This window comes from Microcoleus sp. Pol12B3 (genome assembly GCF_036701355.1).
Taxonomy (GTDB): Bacteria; Cyanobacteriota; Cyanobacteriia; order Cyanobacteriales; family Microcoleaceae; genus Microcoleus.
The window spans coordinates 148,146-172,762 of the sequence record NZ_JAUBQS010000005.1; the positions used below are offsets into that span (position 1 = coordinate 148,146).

Sequence of the window (24,617 nt, forward strand, 5' to 3'; positions counted from 1 at the left end):
AATACAAAAAAATCCGCCCTTTGCGAATTTGGGATAAAAACTTATATTCTTTCCGCTAGAACAACCGCAATAAAATTGGTTCGTAGTGAGGGCATTCGTTGTCAGAATTGTATGAGGACTTGCATTCCTCGCTGCGTACCCATAATGCTTAAATTAATTGACCTGATATTACGCGATCGCGATCGCACAAACAGAGCTTTTTACCCTGTTCAAGAACTGCAACGAGGTCTTTTCGTTCATCAAACCCCGTTTGTCTCTCCAACACGGCTAATCGAGATTCATATTACAGCAACCGCCAAAATGGTTCCTGTTCTGTTTTTTCCTTCTTCCTTCTTCCTTCCATTATTAATTACTTCCGTCACGGCGATTGCGTAACTTTCGTCCAGCAGCGAGCATAGCGCCTCCCGCCATCAAACCCCCCACAGTCATCGGTTCGGGAACCGGCTCAGCTTGAACCGTCTCCACAGAACCGCCTTTAATAAATACAGCAGAATCTAACTTGCCATCGCCCACATCTTTAATGCGGATGCTGAGAACATTCCTCTGATTTTGCTTGAGCAAACCCTCAAAACCTAAAACTTTAGTAAAACCGTCCAGCTTAATGATGTTAGCAGCAATACCTGTCAAACTTGGGTTGTCAATATAGTCGGGGTGATCCTTAGAGCGATTATTTGGCTCTGGAACAAGATTATTAATCGTAACTGTTTTTCCGTCGCTCAATTTTGCCAAATTAGTGCCGTTCAGCAGCAGTTCAAAATCGTCATTATATTCTTCATAAGCCCCGAATTCAGGAAACTCCTCAGAAGCAAATACATATTGAAAGACTAACTTTTCAACCGTGCTATTAGCAAAAAAGCTAAGGTTTAGCTGAGTCAAATCCCCCTCTTCACCATAAGGCCCAAAGTCCGTGCTTAAATCGCTGTTTTCGATCGTGAAGTTATCTTTCCGATTCTTACCCCGTATATCGGCGACTTTACCAGTGCTCAGAACAACACCTGATGTCAAACCGAAGGGATCATTAGTGAAAGTACCAAAAGCAGCCGCATTACCCGTAATTGAAACAGAGAAATTACTCAAACCGGCTGTATTAGCTCCCAATAAATTATTTTTTAAAGTTTCAATGTTATTAGTTGCCCCTATGGAAAATGCCATTGCTGGCGCTGCCAACAAACTCAGAGAAGTAGTTAATGTAGCTGTTAAGGCGGCAATTTTGTGAGTAATTATCATAAATTTTTCCTGGAAGATACAAACCTGATCCTATCCACAACTTAATTTTTACATTATATAACTATTAATGTCTAGTGCCTTTACCATAACTTTACACGTAAGTGAATATACGCTTTTGGTGATTATTTGTTTTGGTAAATGTTGGCAGTTAGTCACCCAATAAACCTCAGCGCAAAAATAGGGATGCAAAAATAAACGTACATAGACGAATAATTTCAGGACTTACGCACTGGAGACAAAAGAAACCGGGTTTTAATACCGTTTGCGATCTCCCAAATGACTAATGACTAATAGCTAATGACTCAGGAAAGATGACCTCGCCCAAAAAACGTATACAAGCGCCCGATTCCTGTTTTAGAGATATCAAAATTTTTGACCATAGTTCAACATTTCAGATTCATCTGTGGAGTAAATCTCAAATCGTTGAGTCACCGAAGTCTCCCTCCCCTGTAAAATTTAAAATCTCTAATCGACTGACTGTTGACTAAAATCCCCTTGCTTCTCCTTCCCCGCGCCGATCAGCAGCCCCTTCCAACCAACCGTCTGCAGTCAGGACGATCGCATTGGCATTGCCCCAGTCGTCACGTTCGAAAATCAGGTGTCCCCGCCGCCGCAACTCCGAAAGCGTCGCAATCTCAAAACCTCCCCGTTCCACCATCAGGCGATCCGGTTGCCACTGGTGGTGTACGCGAGGTGCAGACACAGCATCGCCGACTTTCATGTCGTAAACCAATACGTTCAGTACAATTTGCAGCACCGTGGTAATAATCGTGCTGCCTCCGGGAGCTCCCGCAGCAAGGCGAAATTTGCCATTTTCTGTCACGATGACCGGCGTCATGCTGGATAAAGGAGTTTTGTCCGGGGCGATCGAATTTGCCTCCCCGCTCACCAAACCAGACGACAAATTCGGCACTCCTGGCGCCGCTGCAAAATCATCCATCTCGTTGTTGAGCAAAATTCCCGTACCCGCGGCCACGGCTCCAGCCCCAAAACCCCCATTCACCGTAAACGTTAAGCTGACTACGTTGCGCTCTTCGTCGACTACCGTCAGGTGGGTAGTTTCGGGAGACTCCCACAGCAGACGATTCAAAGTTTCAGCGTCAACAGCCTTTACCTCGCTAGAGGGTCTGGCTTTTGACATCTGGATTTGCGATCGTCTCAATTTGGCATAATTGCTGCTAGTCAAAGCTTTGACCGGTACACTCACAAAATCCGGGTCGCCCAGATACTCAGCCCGGTCAGCATAAGCAATCCTCATGCTCTCTGCCAGCAAGTGCAAAGTATCTGGACTTTGCCTCCCCAACCTCTTGAGCTCGGTATCTCCCAGAATATTTAAGATTTGCAACAAATGAACACCGCCGGAAGAAGGAGGGGACATCGCGCAAATTTCGTAAGTGCGAAAGTTGCCACAAACCGGATTTCGCCAAATCGGCGTATAGTTTTTCAAATCTTCGAGAGTGATAATGCCGCCGTTTTTAGCCATATCAGCGGCGATCGCCCGCGCAATGTCCCCGGTATAAAAACTCTGCGGATTTTGTGCAATCTGCCGCAAAGTCCGCGCCAAATCCCGCTGCACCAAAAGCTCACCCGGCTGGTATAAAATGCCACTACGAGTAAAAACCTCCCGCGCTGCCCGGTTTTTTTTGAACACATCCTGTCGTCGCCCGGTAGCCGTGGTAAACCGCGAACTTACCGGAAAGCCTTTTTCAGCCAGGGCGATCGCCGGCGCCACCACCGCAGCCCAAGGCAACTTACCATACTCGCGGTGCAGCGTATAAAGTCCAGCAACAGTACCCGGAATACCCGCCGCCAAATGCCCGTCCCGACTTGCCCTTGGGCGCACCTTACCTTGCTTGTCGAGGTACATATCCCGCGCCGCCCGTTTCGGAGCTCGTTCCCGGAAATCCAGCGCTTGCACAGTCCCCGTTTCGGCCCGCCGCAGGAGCAAAAAACCCCCGCCGCCGATACCCGCCGAAAAAGGCTCCACCACCGAAATCGCCAAAGCCGTAGCAGCCGCCGCATCCACTGCATTGCCTCCCTGTTGTAGCAGGGCCAGCCCCGCAGCGCTCGCCAGAGGGTGAGCTGAAACTGCCATGCCCTGTTTGCTGCGCTGCTGCAGCAAGGTTGGGTGTAGCTGTTGCTGGCAGCCGCCCAACACCAGGACTGTTAGGCAACAAGTATAAATTTGCACTTTGCTCAAGAACTTTGGCAACATTTTTTACGGATGAGGCGAGAATTTTTTATAGTATACTTTTAGAAGCATCTTCCCTAACACCTAGCGGTACTGAGTTCAACCGCAAATAAATTACCTGTTATGCCAGATGGGAAAACGATTTGACCCTGGGAACCTCTCGCGGTACAAGAGGAATAGAGAAAAGAGGGACACCTTATGGCAATTTAATAATTAAACAAGTTGAAAAAAGCATCTTTTTTGAAAAGCTAGTGATTTCAAAAAAGCTGATAATCGGCTAGAAACTGCATTGCTGATTTACGATAGGAAATGCTAAAGAGGCAAATTAGAGAAACCAATATTCACAAATATTCTGAATTTTCAAATTATTTTTTTTCCTAGCCTGATTAAGCATCCCCAGTAAATGAAACCTCAAAAATAATTAACTCACACTTTTAGGTGATTGCTATGGTAATGCCACACATAGCAGACTTAGCAGATCAGTTTTTCGGAAGTTGTTCTACTGATGAGTTAATCAATAAAACAGGTTTGTGGCCAGGACTTTGACCTCAGTCCCACGCCAGGGGGGGTCGGAGAAAAAATTTTACGATCGCCGATTAACTGACATCTATCTGAGTCAGAAAGTAGGTTTTTTAGTAGATATCTAATTCTCAAGCCAATAATTTTGGGTGAGGCCCAGTTTTTCTGGGTAAGCGGTATTAAAGCAAAAAGATGCGATCGACTTTAGGAAAATTCCAATCCCTCTACCAAACCCTAAATGCCTAGCAACCGAGGTCTGTGTCAGAAAAACTGCCTCCCAAATAGTCTGCACTCCGTCTTTTAACGGCTTTCCCCCCTTATGGTAGATAACACTGAGGTTGGTAAGCCTGTTATATTGGCAGTATCTAGGCAAGTTTCCTGGCTACAGGTACTTGCACGTAAAGGAGTTAGAGTGTCTGCTGAGAGACTATACTTCGGCGAACAACTACCAAACCACACCTTAATGCAAGTTATGAACAGCCAAAAAGTTAGTGTAATCATTCCTGCATTCAATGCTGCCGACACTCTGGCTGAGACAGTTGCCTCCGTACTCAATGGCACCCACAAGAATCTAGAAATTTTAATTGTTGATGACTTTTCTACTGATGCTACAGACAAAGTTGCTGCTAAGCTGGTCGAGCAAGATTCGAGAATTCAATACTTCAGAAATCCCCAGAATTACGGGGTTTCTAAGTCTAGAAATTTAATGATATATCGCGCCACAGGCGAGTATGTAGCGTTTATCGACAGCGACGATACCTGGGAACCCAATAAGTTAGAAGTTTGTTTGAAGATGCTCGCAGACAATCCCGAAGTCAAAGCTGTGGCTCACGCTTTGCGATATTTAGACAAGCACGGTAAAAAGTTGAGTTATATTCCCACCTATCCTACAACTAAAGCAGAAATGCAGGCGATTAAGGAGACAGGCGAAAGTCCTTGGGTTTTCCCGTCTTCTGTTGTAGTTTATCGCTCCATTATTCTCAAGGAAGGCGGGTTTGCAGAAGATTGGCAGGTAGGAGAAGATACAGAGTTATTTACCAAACTTGCTCAAAAGTATGGCTTGCTAGCGGCGACAGAACCCTTGGGAAATTATCGAATTAGAGGGAACTCTCTCACAGATAAGCATTGGCTGAAAAAGCGTATAGCTTCTGATTGTGTCAAGGAAAACCAACTGCGGCGCTTGCGGGGAGAAAAAGAGTTATCACTCCACGAGTACGAACAGTTATGTTTTAAGAATTTGCCGCTTTTGCAAAGGCTTAACAAATTTCGAGAAGTTTTGGCACTGCACTACATGAGAAAGTTGGGACAAAGTTGGTTAAATCGGGAGGTTTTGCCGACTCTTGTTTACGGCGTGGCTACCACAGTGCTCAATCCTCAAGCTACTGTGCACAAGTGGAAATGGATGAAGGCTCACGAAAAGTTGAGTCATCAAACGGCAGAAGGTATGGGTCATTCGCCAGAATTAAACCCCCAGCGATCGTCTGAAATCGGGGGGCTGTCCTAAAGGATGTGACAGTTGTATGCGGGTTTAGTGAAGAAATTAGGTGCTGCCAATCAAGCCGAATCGAAGCCGATCGCCCAGAGACTGGTTAATACGCGATATTGGGGTTGGGAGCCGTATTTGACTGTTAATATCCTGTCTGGTCAATTACCGGCAATACCAGCTACAGTGGCTTGCAGCCGTGCGATGGGACACGATATACAAATCTTTGAAAGCCACCAGCCGATGTCAGCCTTGATTTATTCGGCCGCCAGCTTCAACCCTATACAGTGTGCAAATAGCAGCGTGCGCCGATCGTTCTATTTGCTGCGACAACAGTTACACTAAATATCATAATATAAGTAAAGAGCAAAGTTGATTGAATGAAAAAATGGGTAGCAAGCGCTTTTTTACTACATAAAATAAAAACAAAAATTTAGAAAAAATTCTGCTTTCTCCCTTCAGAAGAAGCTCGCCTTTTTATTTGGAATTAGATTGAATTTATGGACTGGCAAGAAATTTCTGGCAATTGGGTATTAATTCCCTCAAGACCGATCGCGATCGTGCATTTTCTCGGCGGCGCATTTGTGGCGACAGCACCGCAACTCACCTATCGCTGGCTGTTAGAGGCTTTGGGGAATCAAGGATATCTTGTAGTAGCAACGCCGTTTGTCAATACTTTGGATCATATTGCGATCGCCCGCGATGTCCTCAACAAATTTGAAAATGCCCTCGATCGCCTGCGCGGCACTAAATTGCTCAAATCTTCCTATCTCCCCATTTACGGTATGGGACACAGCATGGGATGCAAACTGCACTTGCTGATCGGTTCTGTATTTGACGTAGAAAGGGCAGGTAATATTCTGATTTCTTTCAACAATTATGCGGCATCCGAAGCAATCCCGATCGTCGAGCAAATTTCCCCCGTCTTTAACGTCGAGTTTACCCCTTCCCCACAAGAGACTAATCGCCTCGTCCAAGATAGCTATCAAATCCGGCGCAATCTTTTAGTCAAATTTAACGGCGACAACATTGACCAAACTCTGCTGTTAACCAAACTGCTAAAAGCACGATTTCCGGACATGATTACAGTTCAGACTTTAGCCGGCAACCATCAAACGCCATTGGGGCAAGATGTTAGCTGGCCTGTGGGTCAAATTTTTACACCCTTCGACGCGATCGGGCAGTGGGTCAAACAAGAAGTGTATCGAGAATTAAATCAATTAAAACAGACAATTCTGCTGTGGCTTAATCCTCTGTTCAAGGATTTTAAATCTTAAAGTTCAGATTTTAGCTTGGTGACATTAAATTGAAAAATTACGCATAAACTCTATCTGTAGGGTGCTTATGGCGCACACGCTACTTAGGAATTACGCATAAACTCTATCTGTAGGGTGCTTATGGCGCACCTTACGCTACCAATAGTGTTAAAAAGCCGTTTGCCTAACTCCTAAAACTGCCAAGGGATGTCTCAGCTATGCACTCATAGCCGCGATGATCCTACTTTTCCGACTTTTCCGACTTAAAAGATCCGACTTTTCCGACTGACATGAGCCTGAGTGGTGAGTCAACATGGTGATAGGTGCATCTGAGGCTAGGTAAATTACGGCCTAAATTAATCGCCAGTTGTTTGTCCACTTAGAGTGTCGGCACCCACAGATGTTAATTTCTAGTTCTGCATCAGTCCCTTCCTCATGCACTCCAGATATAGATTCAGCTTTTTGGAAATTATGGCAGGATAATCAAGATTATCTTTACCGTTGCTGTCGCAAGTGGATGGGCAATCCAACCGATGCTGAAGATGCCCTCAGTCGCGCGATGCTGAAAGCTTGGGAAAAAGCAAGAGATTCTACGGATGATATCAAAAACTTTAAGGCTTGGTTAACCAAACTGACTTATAACCTGTGCGCCGATATCCATCGAGAGCGCAACAGGGGTGCAGTAGGAGTTGACAGTTTAGACACCATTGCTATAGGAAACGAAACCGAATTAATTAGCCAAGAAGAAACACCTGTTCGCGCTGCTATGCGGGGAGAAGTTGAATTATTTTTTCGCGAGGCAATAGATGAGTTGCCCGATAGATTTCGCGAGACTTTTATTCTCCATTTTGAATCAGGGCTATCTTATCCAGATATTGCAGAACAACTTAATATTTCCTACGATAACGTCCGCAAGCGCATTTCCCAGGCGCCGGCAATTTTGCGTCAGCGGTTCAAGGAAAATTTCGGTGAAGATGGGACTGACTCGGATTTTTCTAATCCTAAGTCGAGGGTTTCTCCTCAGTCGGCCAAAGGGAAAAAGTCTCAGAATATTGTTGAAAAAAAACCGATTACAGAGGAGATTGAAGAAAGAGAAATTGTTGCAGGTGGGGAAGTTCAAGAGCCGGTTTTAGTGAATGCTAAATCTGATGGGGAGATAAAAGAAAGAGAAATTGTTGCCGGTGAGGAACAGCAAGAAGCCGCAGTGTGTATTTTGCATCTAGACGCGAAGGATTATTCGTCCCTACGGATCTTGGCAAATAGTCTGGGGAATGACAGCGAAAAAGCGATCGCCCCTAACCCCTACAGCGGATTACTTTCTGAGTCTGGGGAAAGCCAAAAAGCTCTTGGTGTGCAGGCATCATTAATGCAGCCCGCACAGGGCTGTTGTACCATCAGCGACTGCAATCCGCTGTATTCCCAGTTTCTCAACAGAGAAAACCAATACTTGACCGATGTTCGATCGCGGGAAATGCGATCGGGCCAGGGTGCCGGAGGCATATCGCGCAGGGTTGCGTCTTCTGTATCGCTTTTTCCACTGTACAGGAGGAGGTGGGCAGACAGTGGTGGTTGACTTTCTTCCATCTGAAAAATAGGCAGGCAGAAAATCGCTTTAAATCAGTTTTTACAGCCGATTGCTTTCTGAGTCTTGGGAAAGCCAAAAGCTATTGGCGTGCAGGTGGCATTAATGCTGCCGCGAGCTGCAATCCCCTATATTCCCGCTTTCTCTATGATTGGCGCTGGGCGCGATATGGCCCTAGGCCGAATTTGGCATGGAAAAATTCGGCATCCCGTTTCCTCAATCTAGATTTTCAGTGAAGAGATGGACTGCGTAGCAAGAATTTGTCAAACCCTCCCTCGCTCCGCCTTTTCACCCCATAAGTCATAAATGTCATCTATCTAAAGACTGAATTATTCACAAATCGCCTTCGGGAAACGTCTAACTAATAGAACACAAAAAACCAACCCTGGAGTTGAAAAATGATGATTCGTCGTATTGCTTTCGTTAGTGGTCTCGTTATTCTCAATGCTTTTGGTTTCGCTACCGTAGCCCGTGCCGGTGAAGGTGGTATAGCAGGTTCTGCGGCTTTCACCGTTAACAACAATGCGGTTACAGGTGTGGCTGTCTCGGCTGCTGTGGGTAAAGAAAATGCTTCTGCTGCTGCTTTCAACTACAGTGCTGCTGGAGGGGGCAATGTTTTACAGAACTCAGCTTGGGCTCTGGGTAGTGCAGGGATACAGGCTTTTACGACTGTCGGCAATCCGACTGGTTTCGACGTTACGCCCGTTGCTGACGCCGAAAAAGCTAACCCACAAGACAATACCTTTAGTGCTGGAACTGTCACCGTGCAGCTTGGTACCGCTACTGGCAATGCTGTTGTTAAGTCTCCCACTCCCTAGAACGGTTGTGAAAGGTTAGCAGACTAGCTAACCTCGCCCATCAATCAATTTGATCTCGTTTCAGATATCTGATCAGGATCTCAGCGACCCTCCAGCCAGTTAGTCAGCCGAGATCCTTATTAATAGGGTGTTTTTATCCGCAATACCTTCTGATGAATAACAGGACATTCCCCAGATGAAACCCATGCTAAATACTTCAAAAACTATCAATCCAGCCACCAGAATTGTTTTTATCGATGCCGGAGTAGAAAACGCCGATCTACTCATTGAGGGTGTCATTCCCACTACTGAAGTCTTTGTCCTAGATGGGACGGCCGATGGCATCGAGCAAATTAGCCTGGTTTTACAACACCGTCAGAATATCGATGCCGTTCATATTATTTCCCACGGTTCCCCCGGTTGCTTGTATCTGGGAAATAGCCAACTGAGTTTAGATACCCTCAACGGCTACGCGACTCAACTGCAACAGTGGGATGTTTTGCCAACCTCCTCCTCTATGGCTGTAACGTTGCAGCCGGAGATGCAGGAGAAGAATTTATTACACGACTCCACAAACTAACAGGCGCTCAAATCGCTGCTACAGGACTCGGTGATCCTCTGTTGCTCAATAGCGGTGTGGTGAGGACGAACGGTATTAGCTTCCGTAACAATTCAGCAATTGGCGGCCACGGCGGCAACTTCTGCGACTTTTCTGCACGCTGACCTCTGTAACTATTTCACCGCCAAGTTTTCAGGTGTGTATGGAGGTAAATTATCTCTTCGCTACTTTGACGCAAATTCACTATTTTTTAGGAGAAAGTATTTCATGGAGTACGAGTATGACTACTTACCATTCCCAATGTACCCCCCCTATTATCCATTCCCAATGTACCCCCCCTATGATTGGGAATACAAACCCAAAAACGCCCCCACTGGGCTGACTCTCCAAAATACCAATATTGATGAAAACGTACCCGCTAACACCTTGGTTGGAACTTTCAGCACCACCGACCCCGATGTGGGTGATCAATTTACTTACACCTTGGTAGAAGGCTCCGAGGATAACAATGCCTTTATCATTGACGGCGCCCAACTGAAAATCAAGGATTCCCCCGACTATGAAACCAAGTCAACTTACAACATCCGTGTTCGCACTACCGATGCTGGAGGGCTGAGTTACGAGAAGGAGTTGGTGGTTAATATTAATGATATCGATGAGACCATCAACAAGACGATCTCCGGTACACCCAATAACGACATTCTGCGCGGTACTGCAGCTGGTGACAAAATCGACGGTTTAGCAGGTAGCGATGTCCTCTACGGTAACGCCGGAAACGATACCATCAATGGTGGTGACGGCAACGATATTGTCTATGGTGGCAATGATAACGATGTGCTGTTGGGGGGTAATGGCAGCGATCGCCTTTACGGTGATGCCGGTAACGACGAACTCCTCGGCGATGCGGGTGATGACATCCTCTATGGGGGTGATGGTGACGATATCCTCAATGGCGGTGCAGGGAGCGATCGGCTCTACGGGGATGCAGGTAACGATACCTTTGTCCTTGCACCAGGAATGGGTCAGGATCTGATCTATGGCTTCCAAGGTAGCCAAGACATAATCCGATTACAGGGAGGTTTAACTTTCGGCGCTTTAAAGATTGCCCAAAGTGGTAGTTCCACCTTAATTAAAATTGCATCAACCGGAGAAACCCTCGCTTCTTTAGTTAACACAAATTCCGCCGGGATTGGGGAGGCTAATTTTATCCCAAAATCCGGCGGGTCTGACGGATTATTATAGCGCTATCGCGTCTGTCTAATTGTCTAAATTCTGAAATAATCAGGTGCGTTAACTTCCGTTAGCGCACCCTTGATTTGGATTTTATAATTATTAAATATTCAAAATATTCATCTCAATAAATATTTTTTTATTGCATCTTCTATAGCCAGCCTAAATGAATTCTGTAATTCTTCTAGCGGCCAACCCTCCGTGGTGGTCCCGATCCGTGGGGGTTTGCACCGGGCACTACGCCTACATCTTTGTACCAATGATTTAGATGCGCTATAGATAACAATATTAAAGCCAGAAATTGAATTGTTATTAAATCATCAGGATCTCCGAGTTGAATCACTGTATTAACTAATATATTTAATCCCTACTTGCCGCGCTTCTAATGATAATTAACTTGCTAAAATTTATCGTTAACCCTACTGCGCTCCTCTCAACAGCATACAATGGTAGTATTGTCGTCGGTTTGACTCTCCTGAGCATCGCTTACTCAACCCCAGCCATAGCAGAAACTCGCTCCAATTTACTCGACACATCCAATCTACTGGATGCCTCTGCTGTGAGTGTTTCCGACCTTCCAGAAACCAGCCCTTTATCAGAAACACCCAACTGGTTTACTTCTGCTACAAACTTGGAACCCTCATCCCCAAATTTAGCCTCTGAACCTCAACCCACAGAACCCCAATCAACTAATAATCCTAACGGATTGTCCCAAGCTTCTGCGCCATCTACTGACCCCGATTACATTATTCCACCTCGAAGCGCTCCAAGCGTTTCCGACCTTCCAGAAACCACCCCTTTATCAAAAACACCCAACAGGTCTACTTCTGCTACAAACCAGGAACCCTCATCCCCAAATTTAGCCTCTGAACCTCAACCCACAGAACCCCAATCAACTAATAATCCTAACGGATTAGCCCAACCTTCGGCGCCATCTACTGACCCCGATTACATTATTCCACCTCGAATCGCTCCAAGCGTTTCCGACCTTCCACAAGCCACCCCTTTATCAGAAACACCAAACTGGTCTACTTCTGCTACAAACCTAGAACCCTCATCCCAAAATTTAGCCCCTGAACCTGAACCCACCAAACCCCCATCAACTAATAATCCTAACGGATTACCCCAACCTTCGGCGCCATCTACTGACCCCGATTACATTATTCCACCTCGAATCGCGCCCGACGAAAAACTTAGCCCCTTCACGACTACTTTACCTCTCAATGACATTCCCATCAGCCATCTAACTGAATGGGAGTTTAGTGGTTTCCATACTTTTGCTGACACCACAGACAGCGATATTTTTTTAAATGGCACTCTCAAACTTAACAGTCGAGTCAGTGAAAGTTTAAGCCGAAATAATATTTATAGAGTAGACCAAAAAGGCACTTATTTTCAACTGCGGACTGTTCCCCTAGAACGAACAATTACAACCACAACTACCGCACCCCAAACCATGACTGGGTTAGAAATTCAAATGAGTTTAACGGGGGCTTGTATTTTTCCCAATACTCCCAGTGACCAACAATGTACTTATACCCCAGGTTTAGCGATCGATCGCAATAGTATAGATCCCGAGTTTTTCGTACCTACCCGCGTCTTTCAAACGTCTCAGGTTGGGGAGGTTGTCAAACCGGAAACTTTGGCTTTTATGCAGCTTCCCGGCTTTCAAGGGGGAACCAGCAGTCAACCGATTGGCGTCGATTTTTATTTTCCCAATTCGGGTGCTTATCCGGGAAACAGCCAATCCCAAAAAACCAAAGTTGAGAGAAAAGAAGAAAATGACTATACGATTGCAGGTACTGTTTCCCGAGTTCGTCAAGTTGTTAAAGCCAATGATAGAGAAGCCGTTTTAGGGCGGACTATTCGAGGATTTACTCTCTTTGTTGATGATGATGAAAATCGCTGGCTCAATACGGCAATTCAAGCGGGCGCGCAATTTTTACCCGATGTCATTCCTGACCTAGAAGGCAGTAAAAATCCCGTTAATACTAATATCAACCGCAACTTATTTTTAGCGGCTAATAATACTCGTTTACCCAGCAGTAGTTTTACGATCTATTCCGCCGGACTCGGACGGGCCGAAAGTTTAACGCCTAATGTCACCAGCTTAAATCAAGTTCCTAAAGCGAATTATAACAGCCTTTGGCTCGGTCTTTCTCCCGTGATCGATCGCAATATTGAAGATGGTCGAATCTTTTACGATCCAACAGGGCCACAAGTCACCCTTGTGGATGCTGGTGCAGAAGGTGGAGCAAATACCAATGTACAGTTATTCTCTGCGGTTAACCAAAATCAGTATTCTACTGCCAATTTACAGAATTTTTATGCCCAAGTTTATTTAGGTTTTTTACAGCAAGATGTCAACTTTGTTAGAGAAAGTATCTATGGGGAAAAAACCTCTTACTATCCTCATCTCAGCTTTACCGGAAACTGGACGGGAGGTGAAGATATCCTGCGATACTATACGGGTGTGATTGCTTCAGAAAAGCCCAAACTCTACCTCGGTGCTGATTACACCAGAAACACGCTAAACAATTGGAGTTTTCGCGGCGGTGCGATTGGTTATCTCAACCCCGATCGCGATTATTACAGCCAACTTTGGGGGAGTGTCGCCAAAACCTTTCGTTTCAGTAGGCGGGCAAATTTAACCTTATCAACTGGCTTCAATTATGCTCTCGATCGAGAAACAAGAATTGGTGATTTAGTTAGTATTTCACCAGCTAGTGAAGTTGCCGTTAGCGCTCGCCTGAATTGGGGAATTTTTTCTCTGGGTTTGACCAACTATTTTGGTGATATCCTGCCGAATTCCTACGACGATCGCTTACTCGCTGAGTTAACCATCCGTCCTCTAAGCACTCTCACTCTGTCTGGTTATATCGCCCCCATCGATAAAAACTCGACTCGCTCTCTCTACGGTGCTAGTGTAAGTTGGCAACTGGAAAATAACTACAACAGTCCTACCCTATCCCTCAATTGGCAAAATAAGCAATATGATTATGGTGATGATGCTTTTGGGAATCGTTTATTATTGAATGATAATGTTTTTACAATCCTTTTTCGCATTGGTTCTCCAGCTAATCCGCTCTCTCGTTAATCTTACTCAGATTAGAAGCGAACTAATCTGCTCAAATAAAAAATCCGACTTCTGGCTCATCCCAGCCTGTGAACCGTTTGAGAAAATCTAAGCCAATAGGGACTCTCACCGAGATTACCTACTTTGCGAGTTAATCTGCTTCGGACTGCAGTGCCATAATATTTTAGGGCACTAAGTACGGAAGAACCGGAAATACCGATGCTATGGGAATTGCCAGTATCTAGGGAAGCAGTCAAATCAAAAGATCATAAGCTGCTACGCAGCTTAACAGTGACGCAGGGTTCTTAGGGAAGAGTTGAGGGGCGATCCTCAACCCTTACGCGCTAAAAATATTCGTGTTATTTTCGATCGTCGATACAGGGCGAATAATTTTTGACTATCGACAAACAGTTCCGTCCATCAGCCATTCTTTCATAACTAATACTGTCTGCGATGTCTTTGATTAATTTTAGGCCCCGCCCGCCCGGAGAGTGAATATCGACTGTTTCCGAAATATCTTTGATTTTTTGCTCTAAATCAAACGGATCGCCCGAGTCCCAAATTTTAATCTCTAAAGATTCAGCGAACACCGCCACCTGAATGTCAACAGGCAAATCCGCTGGTTTGCCCTTGTGGGCGTGACGCACCGCATTCGTAAAGCCCTCAGCCAAAGCCAACTGACACCTTATCCACACACTTGTAGGAATTCGCGAGTCGTACAATTGTGCAAACCACGACAAAACCCAGCTTAATCCATTCAGACCTGTATTGACTTGAAGATCCGCTTTTTTTAGCATCGGCAACTTTTCGGAACCCTTTAATTCAATCACGCTCACCACAGAAGTTCTTCATCGGCCGGTGGGCAAAATACAACGAGACAAAATACAACCAGATAAAATACAACGAGACAAAGTATAACGGTGGCAAAATTGAATGGTAGTTTGAGGATACTAGCTCTGGTGGGCCGTGGATCAATGTCTAATCGAATAATCGGTTAGCAACTGTACCATAAATAGCACTTCCATGTCAACCAGCGCCTGTGGCAAATAAAAGTCTATAAAAATTTATATTCTGAGTATAAACTGAGTGAAGTTCGATCGCGCCAAATTTCTATCAAATTTTAACGTAAATTGAACTCAACGACCCGCCCTCAAAAGCAATTACCTCGAAAGCGATGTCAATAAACTATACTCAATCTCAGACAAGGGCGCTGACAGGATATATTTTAAATGACCCCCAGACCTTGAAAAACTTGTAGTACCTAAGTGCCCATGTTTCAAATTCTGGTTATTGACGATGATACGGCTGTTCAAGAACTGCTCAGAAGAACCCTGAAAAAACAGGGTTACGAAGTAACAGTAGCAAGCAATGGCGAAGACGGTGTAGCCCAGGCGCAAAAATTGCGTCCGGCCCTGATAATTTGCGATTGGATCATGCCGCGCTTGACCGGCATAGATGTCTGCCGTCGAGTTAAGGCAGATCCGGATCTGTCAACTACACAATTCTTTTTGTTGACTTCTTTGGGTTCGATCGCCGATCGAGTCAAAGGTCTCGACGCCGGTGCCGACGATTTTATCTCGAAGCCGATCGAACTCAACGAGTTACAGGCAAGAGTACGCGCGGGATTGAGGCTGCACCAACTCAGCCGAGATTTGAAAATAGCCAAGCAAAGTCTGGAAGCAGAGTTAGCCGAGGCGGCCGAGTACGTGCAATCGCTGCTGCCAGATCCTATGACGGAACCTTTCAGCATCGAAGCAAAATTCATTCCCTCCCGGCAGTTGGGGGGAGATTGCTTCGACTACAACTGGCTAGATGCCGATTATTTGGCGATTTACTTGCTCGACGTAGCCGGTCACGGTTTGCGGGCGGCGCTACCTTCGGTGGCCGTGCTGAATTTGCTGCGATCGCGCACGCTCCCCAACATAGACTATTACAAACCTAGCGACGTTTTGCGCGCCCTCAACACCACCTTCCAGATGAGCTACCAAAATGACAAGTATTTCACCATCTGGTACGGCGTTTACAACCGCATTTCTCGCCAGCTAGTTTATGCTAGCGCCGGCCATCCACCGGCCGTGTTAATTTCCCAGTCCCCTGCGAGCACCGCTAAAATCCAGCGATTAAAAACCCCCGGAATGCCGGTCGGGATGTTCCCCGACGCCCCCTATGTCGATAATTGCTGCGATGTCGAGGATTTGAGCACTCTCTACATCTTTAGCGACGGGGTATACGAGATCCACCAACCTGACGGCAATATCTGGGGGCTTGACCCTTTCGTAGATTTGTTAGCAGCTTACAACGGTGCAAGTGCCGACCAGTTAGAGCTGGTTTTGAACTACATTCAAAAGTTGAACGCTAAAGCAGTTTTTGATGATGATTGGTCTTTACTCAAGGTAAACTTTGGCTAGCTGACTTCTTGCATTGCATCTGCGACCAAATAGCAAGAAGGCAGCATTCCAAAGATTTAGCTAGTTGAGAGAATTTTGCTATTAAAAGCATCGCGGGTCTGAAATATCTCGAAAACTCGATCCATGCTGGTGAGTTCAAATAAGATGCGGATTTGCTCGTTGATAGAACAGACAACTAATTGACTCCCAGCGGCCCGGACTGTTTTGAGCGCCAAGACTAAAGCGCCTAAACCAGAACTATCCATAAATGTCACATCAGTGAAGTCTATCAATACCACATCGGCTCCCGCTTCCACTAGGTCGCTAATCTCTTGGCGGAATTGACTTGCCTTGGTGCCGTCTAAAATGCCAGAGGGCTGAATAATTTTAACTACAGGACTCATATTTTGCAGTGGGAATGTCAGAATTTCTAGCCAGACTAGGCTAGTATAGCTGCGAGATGGACTCCGATCCAAATAAGAGAGGGGAAAGCGCCAGAGCCTGAGAGCGGGAGAAGAGTTTTGAGTCCAAAAGATGGTGCTCGTCGCGGATCCTAACGCCGATCGGAGTCGCAGCGCTTCGCCGGGAGTAAATTTGGAGATAGGGACAATCTTTGTTCTGCCGAATGCCCTTCTGGTATTAATCAAACTCGGCTAACTTTGGCCCGGTAGAGGAGTTTGTCGCCTTGTCTGTACCCTGTGTAGCGGACTTTGACGGGTTCTCCGGGTTCGCCTGTTCCTTCCATGAGCAGGTGTTGTTCAGGGTTGTAGGGAATCTGGGCTCCGACTGGGGCGATCGACTCCACTCCCCAATGCTCCAATAACTGCTCGACGGGCCGCAGCAAGGGCAGTAGTTTCTGAGCCCGCAAGTTGTGATTTTCCTGAGCTTTGCTCGCTGCAGTCGGCCACTGCAACATCCAAGATTCTAAAATTTGCACGCTAGATAGCTGGAATTCCTGCATTAAAGATTCTCGCTGCTGTTCGATCGAAGCTTGCAAGCGCTGATATTCTTGTTCTACGGCTGTCGGTAGTGCCTTTTCTAACTCTACATAGTTTGGCGCCAAGGTTGCGAGCAGTTCGGTTAAGGAAATTTGCAAAGCTTGACTGATTTTGAGCAGGATGTCGGCTCGGGTTTGCAAAGCTAAGCCGCGACGCAGGCGACTTAGCTGGATCTCGGAAACTCCTGCTTTTTGGCTGAGTTCTCGATCGCTCGAAAGCCCCGCCTGTTCCATCAGGCGTTGCATTTGAGGAGCATAATCTGGAATATTGGCAGTCACGAAAAACTCATCCAAATTAATAAATGGACATATTCTCGATCGTAAACTGTCACGAGCCTTAAGGAAATACATCTGTGGGGCGGGCTCGGGCGCCCACCCCACAACTTTTTTTGTGGCTATTTGACTGCTACTTTTTCGGCGGCGACTGTTGCAGTTGTCGCAGAACTTTGCAAATGCGCTTCTAGGAACCACAAACGCTTGTCAATTGCCCGCGAAATTTCGGTGTACAGATCCGCTGTATCAGCATCGCCGAGTTCGCCAGTTTTGTCGATGGCGACTCGCAGGTGTTTGGCGTAGGGTGCGTAGCGATCGGCCAAAGCCGTCACGTATTCTTTGCCGTCTAAAATGTCGAAAGGAAATTCTGGCAAAATCGAATCAGCAGCCGCACTGCGGGCTGTTCCCACAGCCAAACCGCCCAAAGCTGTGACCCGTTCGGCAACCAAATCGATGTATTCTTCGAGTTCTGTTGCCATTTCGTCAAACAGCAAGTGCAACTGGTAGAAATCCATGCCTTTAACGTTCCAGTGAGCTTGCTTGACTTGAGTTTTTAAGTCCAGAGTCGTTGCCAGCGTGGCGTTGAGCAGCCCGACTACTTGAGAGCGGGTGGCGGCTGACATATCAATGCGGGTCGGGTAAAGATGTTGTTTGTGGTTGTTGGTAGTCATAGGTTTTTACCTTGTTATTAGTGATTGTCGATCGAATATCTTAGAAAGGTGTGGGCAAGAGAATATTTGCCTGTCGTGAATTTCTGTTGAAAGGCTCAGGCTAGGTGCATCTGCAACACCGCACGGGTAGCTCGGCGTACTTTACAGCGGATAGTTTCTAAACCGAGACGCTGGCAAGCTTCGTACCGATGGCAGCCCGAAAATCCGTAATACTGACCATCTACTTCTAGCACGTCGATGGGTTCGTTTAAACCTACCTCGCGGATTGATTCCATGAGGGTGGCGACTTTGGTTTGGTCGTTGACTCGCGGCAGGGGGCGGCGAATCTGGTTGAGGGGTATTTCTTCGATCCTCATGGCGTTGGTCTGTTTTGCTTCTTATTAAATCATACTCGTAATGACTTCGTTTTAGCAACAAAAATGTCAGGAAATTTTGAGATTGGCAGAACGGGGGCGTGCGATCGCCCGTTTGCTGTAGTGTCGCGGGATCGAGGGTGATCGGCTTTGGGTGGGAAAATCAGCATTAAAAATTCCTTCCCATCACCTAGATAGCTCAATTCATTGTCGGTGTCTTGACGTTGGAATGCCCTAAAGTTATAAATTTATTAGGCAAAGCCTAGGGGTAGTCGTTACGACTGCCGCATCATAACCGCTGAAAAATAACCCCTGAAAATGCGGTTTTAGCGTTTTTTTAGAGAGCGGATTTCATTGCCATGTAATGGTATGTCTTGAGGAATCTTTCAGCAATTTTTGAAGTCCACTAGAAGACTATCAATGATAGCTTTGTTGCTCCCACCCTACCAGTTAATTAATGAAAAATATAAAGCAAATTGCACAGGATTTAAAGCAAGCCATCTCAGACAGAGATCAAAAGCTAGCCTTAAACTTATTTCGAGCGGGATTACAACAAAGTGAGGCGGAATTTGTAGGTCAACTACGAAAATTTGGTGTACTTCGATGCTCAAACTATGATTACCAATCTCAGATACTTAATTCTTTGATAAATGAAACTGGGAAAATAAACATCAGCCAGGATAGCCAAATTTACTTTAAATCTATAAAATCGCTTCTTTCCATCTCAAGAAATATTCAAACCTTATTTAAGGTTTTACTTAAAGAGGTTGATTATCTTGAGATTAAAAGTTACCTAGTTGCAGTTGATTCATTCTTCTGGCCACTTGATGATCCTCAAGAAGTTGATTCATTGTTCTGGCCAGTTGATGGTCTTCAACAAGACCGCGCTAATCGCTACTCTGTATGTAAGGAAGAGCTAGCTTCAGCCTTTTCTTTATATCTTTATCATAGCCATGACAAAAAGGTTATAGATAAATCAAATATTAATAAAGTCAATGAAAAACGCTTAAACGATAAATATTACCTTGACAAATTAGAGGATTTTAACAAATTAATTTTTTTTCAAGAGTCTGAAGTGCTTGTAGATAGTTTTGGTTATACAGCTATACAAAATGATGCAAAAATTATTTTAAAAGCACCTGACCCAAAGTTCGAGATGAGCCGTTGTCTCGGCTACACAAGACAATCTATGCAAGAAATTGCTAACTCGTTTGATTCTCTGTCAGAATTATCAGAAATAACAGAAAAATCCCCCTCTATATTGGAATTTTCAAAGGCGTATTATCAAAAGTTTAAAGACTCTACATTTAAGATTATAGACAGTCCTTTAAAACGCATTGTCATGCAATTTCACCCTCAAATTTTAAGTAAGTTTTTGGACAGTAACAGTCTTTTTGTAGAAGAGGAGATTATTCTCAAACAACTTGAAACTAATTTATTTATTGACTATAAAAAAGTAAATGAAATCCCAGTTTCCCAAAGTTTATCATTATTCGATATCATTAAAGTACAACGGTTATTTGCATTTATGTTATTCGTTCTTACGGAGTATATAGACTCTAAAAATCTCTTTAAGTCTAAGTTATTTTGGCGATCTATGCCTGTTTTACAAGCCAATGAACTCAAAGATTTATTGGCTAGTTTTTTGGGAGAACAAAAGGCAAAAGAAATTTTTGAGTTATTTACTTGGAGATTAGACAAGAAGAGATTTGATTTACAAACGCACCCATTTATTAATGTTGAAGATTGGATACTTTTACCTCTGGGAATTTTAACTAACTCTGATCTTTGTAGAAACATTCTTCAATCAATTAATTTTAGATTTGATTCAGAATCATCTGCAGATCCACTTGTTCTGGAGATGGAGAGATGCTTAAAACCAGTATCATCAATATTTGCAACCAATTTAAAATATTCTTTTGAGGGGACTCAAGGCGAGGTAGATGTCTTAGCTGTTGTAGATAATTGCCTATTTATATTTGAATGCAAAAACTCCTTGCATCCTTGTAATGTATTTGAATTGAGAACCACTTATGATTGCATTCAGAAAGCCGCAACTCAATTGACTCGCTTCCAAGATTTATGGCAGCAAGAACATTTCAGAACGTATTTAGCAAAGAAGATTAAAACACAGCCTAATTTTTTGCCATCCCAATTATGTTCATGTATTGTCATGGGAAATCGAATGTTTTCAGGTTTACGTGAACAAGGGCATAGCGTCAGACCAATCCGGGAGCTTTGTTACATCATCTCTAAAGGAGAAATTCTACTTAATGCATATAATATTTATGACCCAGATGCAGGTAAAAAGAGCATTATCAAATTTAAACTATGGAAGGAAGACCAATTAAAGGCAGAAGATTTATTGGGTTATATTCAAGAAGATTATCTTCATAATTACTATTTCAATTCTCTGATCAGAATTGAGCAAACAATTAAACTGAAGAACAAATCTCTAGTTCAAGAGTCGTATGCTTTTAGTCATGAGAGGTTTCTTGAGCAGTTAGTAGATAACTTTAGATTTACAGAGAATCTGTAGGGCTTTCATAGGTATCCTCAGAGTATTACACCAAGCTGTTTTTAGCTTATTTTTATCTCTAACCTCGCGCTAACTCGCTCCTGAAAACTAAAATTTTCTATTGAGTTATGCAAAATTTGGTGATTAGCCTGACTTTCTTGCGTCTAACACTGGAATTCGGGCAATAAGCAGCGCCCTAAAACAAGCTCGATCGCCCATTTAAAAAAAATCCCAGCATCTGCGACAGAATCATCTCAACTCAATCCAGCAATAATATTGACACTCATAGCCAGAATAGCAGTGTTAAAAAAGAACGACAGCACGCTGTGAAAAAGCACGAGATACCTCGTGGAACGAGAAGTGATCTGCACGTCTGCAACTTGGCAAGTCATCCCAATACCAAAGGAGAAATATAAAAAATCTTTGTAGTCAGGTTCCTCGTCGCCCGGAAAATCCAAACCCTCCGCCTGTAAGTAACTGTCGTGCTGCTTGCTGCGGTTTTTGTAGTAGCTGCGGGCATAGTGCATGGTGAAGATAGTGTGCACCTGCATCCAAGACCCAACAATTGTGAGGACAGAAAGCCCCAAGTGCAGAAATAGCAAATTCGGCGACAGGCCTTTGGTATCGCGCAGCAGGAAGAAGATGGCTAACAAGCTAGCAAAAGCCGCTGCCACGATCGTACTTAAGATTGTTAAGCGGCCGGCATCCAACTGCTGAGCGTGGTGGCGCATCATTTCGGGAGTGCCTTGCAGCATCAGCATCCAAGTCAAAATCAGAAAACTGACCGCGCCCGCGTTCCAAATGCACAGCGTCCGAGTCAGGGGGAGATAGTCAGGTGGCAGCAACACAGCAACTGCCATAGCAAAGAGAACAGACACAAACAGGCGGTGCCGGACGCTCCAGACCCAGTGCATTTTAGATTGGGAAACATTTTTCACAGTAATCTAGTGTAATTTACGCACAGTAAGGGTTAGAAAATCTCAACTACTGCCATCTTCGCAGGAACTCCCAAAAAATAGGTATGAATTGGTAACACTCAGTACAGATAGGATTTTTCATGCCTTTCGATAGATCGATCGACCTCAACGTTCTAGGTACAGTGGGAGAAAAGATAAATTGTGGCTTGAAATTATGGCATCCTCCCAACCCCTCAAAGGCATTGAATTGATCGACTGCGCCAAAGCTAACGCCCAACAAGGAATCGCCACAGCCGCGAAGCTTTGCGGCTACGGAGACGACCTCAACACCTTCGAGCGGGAACTGAAAAAGGCTTGCCAAGACATCGGCGTCGAAGTCAAGGAGTTAAGCGACTTGATTACGGCTCAGCAGATGATGAAACAAGGAATGGGTATTGAAGTCGCTCCAGATACTCCCTCAGAACTCTAGGCTCAATCTCCACCGCACCAGTTTTAGAGCTAAGATTGCCCTGACACCAGTATTTTGAGTCTGCTAGCTGAGGCAGGCTAGAATGTTTTGCATGGGAGCTTCCGACTCTGGGCAGGAGTCGCGTTTTATCCCGCGAAGAGGGTGCTTTCTGGAGGGTGCACAGATTGTTAGGAGGACTGTCGTGTCAGATCAGCAAGACCGAATTATGCGTTTGTTTATAGAGGAGGCTAAGGAGCACCTCGATACTCTAGAAAATGGTTTAGTGGATTTAAAGTCCACGATGAAAGACCCCGAAAGCGTCCAAGAGATGTTTCGAGCCGCCCATTCCGTGAAAGGAGGGGCGGCTATGCTGGGCTTAGATAGTATTAAAACAACCGCTCACCGCTTGGAAGATTGTTTTAAGGTGCTCAAGGACGGGCCCGTCAAGCAAGTTGACCAAACGGCAGAATCCCTATTTTTAAAGGGAGTTGATACGCTTAAGGACTTGCTGGGGCGACTGGAGGGGCCTTTCGGCTTGAGGAATGAGGAGGGAGAAAAACTCGTGCAGCAGGTGATGCCTGTTTTTGCTCAACTGGAAACTCACCTCGATAAATTGGCGTCGGGCAAAGTGCAGGCTGCTGGGTCTGCTACCCCCGCAGCTTCAACAGCGGGCGCTGTGCCGGCGAATTTTGCTGTTGAAGTGATGACTTTACTCAAAGAAATGTTGCAGGTGTTCAAGCAGAAAGAATCGGCTGCTAGTCGCTCTGAGTTGACGGCTGTGTGCGTTCGCCTCTATAAGTTGGGAGGTAAAATTGAGACTTGGCAAAATTTAGTAAAAACCGCTAGAGCAGCGATCGTTAATCCCAAAAACTCTTATAAAGTCTTAGCTCCGCTGATTATCAAAGAACTCAAGGAAGCTGGCGATTTAGTACAAGTGGGGAAAGTCAAGACGATCGTTCCGAGTAAAAATTTGCTACTTTTGGCAGCAAGCCCAAAACCAGCAGAGGCAAGCGCCCCAGCGGCCCCAGCCGCAGCGTCGAAGCAAGTAGCACTTCCAGCCGAACCGAAGGCGGTAGTCAAGCTTTTGCTCAAAACTTTCAACAAAAAGCAACTCTCGGAAATTGCCAAGTTACTGGTTAACGCCATCAAATCCTCGAACTAGGAGGTGTTGCAGTAGAAGATAGAGTCAAAGCAATATTTGTGAGGCGGATAATTTTCTGGTGGGTGCTGACAGCCGCTCGTTGAGCAGCAACTCGAAAAAATTCACTCATTCGAATTTTTTGCCCTCTACCTTCTACTGTTGGGCAAGCCTGCGTTAGAATTAGTGGATATGTAGGCGTGCAATATTGTACCAGAATTAAAAATCGAGCAGGCTTTATAAGGCGGTAGCTGTGAAACCAATTCGTTCATTAGAAGATGCTTTAAACCGCTGTCAGGCGATGGGAATGCGCTTGAGCCGCCAGCGTCGATTTATTCTAGAACTTTTGTGGGAGGCAAAAGAACACCTCTCCGCTCGCGAAATTTACGATCGCCTCAACCAAAAAGCGCATTCGATCGGTCATACTTCTGTCTATCAAAATCTAGAAGCTTTGTCGAGAGAAGGGATTATTGAGTGCATAGAACGCTCGGAGGGACGTTTGTACGGCAATGTCAGCGACTCTCACTCTCACGTCAATTGTATTGATACGGCTCAGATTCTAGACGTTCATGTGGAATTGCCGATCGACTTGATCGAGCAAATCCAACAGCAAACGGGTGTCAGAATTGTAGACTACCGGATAGATTTCTACGGATATCGATCGGCCGAGTCCGCCACGCCATCGAATGTCAGCGATACGCCAAAGGCTTCGTAACGGATAAAGCCGCGGCTGTTGGAAGCAAAACCGATCTTTGTGCTCGGCCGGTCGGTCGTATAAAATGATTTAAGTATTTAGCTGGGCTCGATCGGTTTTTTTGCCGTCTCCCGCCGGAATAGGACACAGGAGAAAAAAGGAAAAGAGCAAAAGGAAACTCGATCGGCAAGTTTGGCGATCGGGAATAAAATTTACGATTAAACCAAAAAAATTAGTTCTAGTCGCTACAGCTCAAAGTGTAGAGCAAATCCGGCTTTACTGCCCCCTTTATTTTTTAATC

The 24,617-nt window shown here is 45.1% G+C and carries 21 protein-coding genes and 1 pseudogene; 13 read left to right on the plus strand and 9 right to left on the minus strand.

Features of this window, described 5'->3' with window-relative positions; genetic code table 11:
- Positions 1-345: 345 nt before the first annotated feature.
- Together QUA53_RS04235 and ggt are read right to left on the minus strand one after the other, a co-directional pair.
- Positions 346-1,227: a choice-of-anchor L family PEP-CTERM protein gene (locus tag QUA53_RS04235; RefSeq protein WP_333095253.1), complete on the minus strand. Its 882-nt coding sequence runs from the start codon at positions 1,225-1,227 to the stop codon at positions 346-348.
- A gap of 484 nt (positions 1,228-1,711) precedes the next feature.
- Complete coding sequence (ggt, locus tag QUA53_RS04240; RefSeq protein ID WP_333095252.1) at positions 1,712-3,442, minus strand: gamma-glutamyltransferase; 1,731 nt, start codon at positions 3,440-3,442, stop codon at positions 1,712-1,714.
- Between the two features lie 814 nt (positions 3,443-4,256).
- Here ggt and QUA53_RS04245 point away from each other — a divergent pair.
- The 8 genes and pseudogenes from QUA53_RS04245 (at position 4,257) to QUA53_RS04280 (ending at position 13,941) form a co-directional block, all read left to right on the plus strand.
- Complete coding sequence (locus tag QUA53_RS04245) at positions 4,257-5,441, plus strand: glycosyltransferase family 2 protein (protein ID WP_333095250.1); 1,185 nt, start codon at positions 4,257-4,259, stop codon at positions 5,439-5,441.
- A 27-nt stretch (positions 5,442-5,468) separates the two neighbouring features.
- Positions 5,469-5,765, plus strand: a complete 297-nt coding sequence (locus tag QUA53_RS04250) for a hypothetical protein (protein WP_333248694.1) — start codon at positions 5,469-5,471, stop codon at positions 5,763-5,765.
- Positions 5,766-5,920: 155 nt separating this feature from the next.
- A complete protein-coding gene (locus QUA53_RS04255) occupies positions 5,921-6,697 on the plus strand; it encodes a DUF1350 family protein (RefSeq protein ID WP_333095246.1) in 777 nt (258 codons plus the stop codon).
- A 379-nt stretch (positions 6,698-7,076) separates the two neighbouring features.
- Entirely contained in the window at positions 7,077-8,249 is a 1,173-nt protein-coding gene (locus QUA53_RS04260) for a sigma-70 family RNA polymerase sigma factor (RefSeq protein ID WP_333095245.1), read from the plus strand.
- A gap of 407 nt (positions 8,250-8,656) precedes the next feature.
- Positions 8,657-9,076: a hypothetical protein gene (locus QUA53_RS04265; protein WP_333095244.1), complete on the plus strand. Its 420-nt coding sequence runs from the start codon at positions 8,657-8,659 to the stop codon at positions 9,074-9,076.
- A gap of 184 nt (positions 9,077-9,260) precedes the next feature.
- Positions 9,261-9,778, plus strand: a pseudogene (locus tag QUA53_RS04270) (DUF4347 domain-containing protein).
- A gap of 163 nt (positions 9,779-9,941) precedes the next feature.
- Complete coding sequence (locus QUA53_RS04275) at positions 9,942-10,856, plus strand: cadherin domain-containing protein (RefSeq protein WP_333095241.1); 915 nt, start codon at positions 9,942-9,944, stop codon at positions 10,854-10,856.
- 373 nt (positions 10,857-11,229) lie between these two features.
- Positions 11,230-13,941 (plus strand): hypothetical protein, encoded by a 2,712-nt coding sequence (locus QUA53_RS04280; RefSeq protein ID WP_333095240.1) that lies wholly within the window; start codon positions 11,230-11,232, stop codon positions 13,939-13,941.
- 338 nt (positions 13,942-14,279) lie between these two features.
- Here the strand turns inward: QUA53_RS04280 and QUA53_RS04285 are convergent, their stop codons facing one another.
- Positions 14,280-14,759, minus strand: a complete 480-nt coding sequence (locus tag QUA53_RS04285; RefSeq protein ID WP_333095238.1) for an anti-sigma regulatory factor — start codon at positions 14,757-14,759, stop codon at positions 14,280-14,282.
- Positions 14,760-15,191: 432 nt separating this feature from the next.
- Between QUA53_RS04285 and QUA53_RS04290 the strand changes: the two genes are divergently transcribed.
- Positions 15,192-16,328: a PP2C family protein-serine/threonine phosphatase gene (locus tag QUA53_RS04290; RefSeq protein WP_006632014.1), complete on the plus strand. Its 1,137-nt coding sequence runs from the start codon at positions 15,192-15,194 to the stop codon at positions 16,326-16,328.
- 56 nt (positions 16,329-16,384) lie between these two features.
- Here the strand turns inward: QUA53_RS04290 and QUA53_RS04295 are convergent, their stop codons facing one another.
- The 4 genes from QUA53_RS04295 to QUA53_RS04310 form a co-directional block, all read right to left on the minus strand.
- The gene (locus QUA53_RS04295) at positions 16,385-16,711 is read right to left on the minus strand and encodes an STAS domain-containing protein (RefSeq protein ID WP_333095236.1); all 327 of its coding nucleotides are present in this window, start codon (positions 16,709-16,711) and stop codon (positions 16,385-16,387) included.
- 239 nt (positions 16,712-16,950) lie between these two features.
- Positions 16,951-17,655 (minus strand): helix-turn-helix transcriptional regulator, encoded by a 705-nt coding sequence (locus QUA53_RS04300; RefSeq protein WP_333095235.1) that lies wholly within the window; start codon positions 17,653-17,655, stop codon positions 16,951-16,953.
- Between the two features lie 44 nt (positions 17,656-17,699).
- On the minus strand, positions 17,700-18,248 hold the full coding sequence (gene dps, locus QUA53_RS04305) for a DNA starvation/stationary phase protection protein Dps (protein ID WP_333095233.1): 549 nt from the start codon (positions 18,246-18,248) through the stop codon (positions 17,700-17,702).
- 95 nt (positions 18,249-18,343) lie between these two features.
- Positions 18,344-18,604: a sulfiredoxin gene (locus tag QUA53_RS04310; protein ID WP_333095231.1), complete on the minus strand. Its 261-nt coding sequence runs from the start codon at positions 18,602-18,604 to the stop codon at positions 18,344-18,346.
- Between the two features lie 454 nt (positions 18,605-19,058).
- Here QUA53_RS04310 and QUA53_RS04315 point away from each other — a divergent pair, with 454 nt between their 5' ends.
- The gene (locus QUA53_RS04315; RefSeq protein ID WP_333095230.1) at positions 19,059-21,140 is read left to right on the plus strand and encodes a hypothetical protein; all 2,082 of its coding nucleotides are present in this window, start codon (positions 19,059-19,061) and stop codon (positions 21,138-21,140) included.
- 233 nt (positions 21,141-21,373) lie between these two features.
- On the opposite strand, the gene QUA53_RS04320 is transcribed toward QUA53_RS04315, so the two are convergent.
- Positions 21,374-21,997 carry a DUF1345 domain-containing protein gene (locus QUA53_RS04320; protein WP_333248697.1) on the minus strand — a complete coding sequence of 208 codons (624 nt, stop codon included), beginning with the start codon at positions 21,995-21,997 and terminating at the stop codon, positions 21,374-21,376.
- A gap of 253 nt (positions 21,998-22,250) precedes the next feature.
- On the opposite strand from QUA53_RS04320, the gene QUA53_RS04325 reads away from it, so the two are divergent.
- Both QUA53_RS04325 and QUA53_RS04330 read left to right on the plus strand, forming a co-directional pair.
- The gene (locus tag QUA53_RS04325) at positions 22,251-22,505 is read left to right on the plus strand and encodes a hypothetical protein (protein WP_333095228.1); all 255 of its coding nucleotides are present in this window, start codon (positions 22,251-22,253) and stop codon (positions 22,503-22,505) included.
- 82 nt (positions 22,506-22,587) lie between these two features.
- Complete coding sequence (locus QUA53_RS04330) at positions 22,588-23,646, plus strand: Hpt domain-containing protein (protein WP_333095227.1); 1,059 nt, start codon at positions 22,588-22,590, stop codon at positions 23,644-23,646.
- On the opposite strand, the gene QUA53_RS04335 is transcribed toward QUA53_RS04330, so the two are convergent.
- Positions 23,630-23,755, minus strand: coding sequence for a hypothetical protein (locus tag QUA53_RS04335; protein ID WP_333069419.1), 126 nt, complete (start codon positions 23,753-23,755; stop codon positions 23,630-23,632). The genes QUA53_RS04330 and QUA53_RS04335 overlap by 17 nt on opposite strands.
- Before the next feature lie 120 nt (positions 23,756-23,875).
- Between QUA53_RS04335 and QUA53_RS04340 the strand changes: the two genes are divergently transcribed.
- Positions 23,876-24,337: a Fur family transcriptional regulator gene (locus QUA53_RS04340; protein ID WP_333095226.1), complete on the plus strand. Its 462-nt coding sequence runs from the start codon at positions 23,876-23,878 to the stop codon at positions 24,335-24,337.
- Positions 24,338-24,617: the final 280 nt, after the last annotated feature.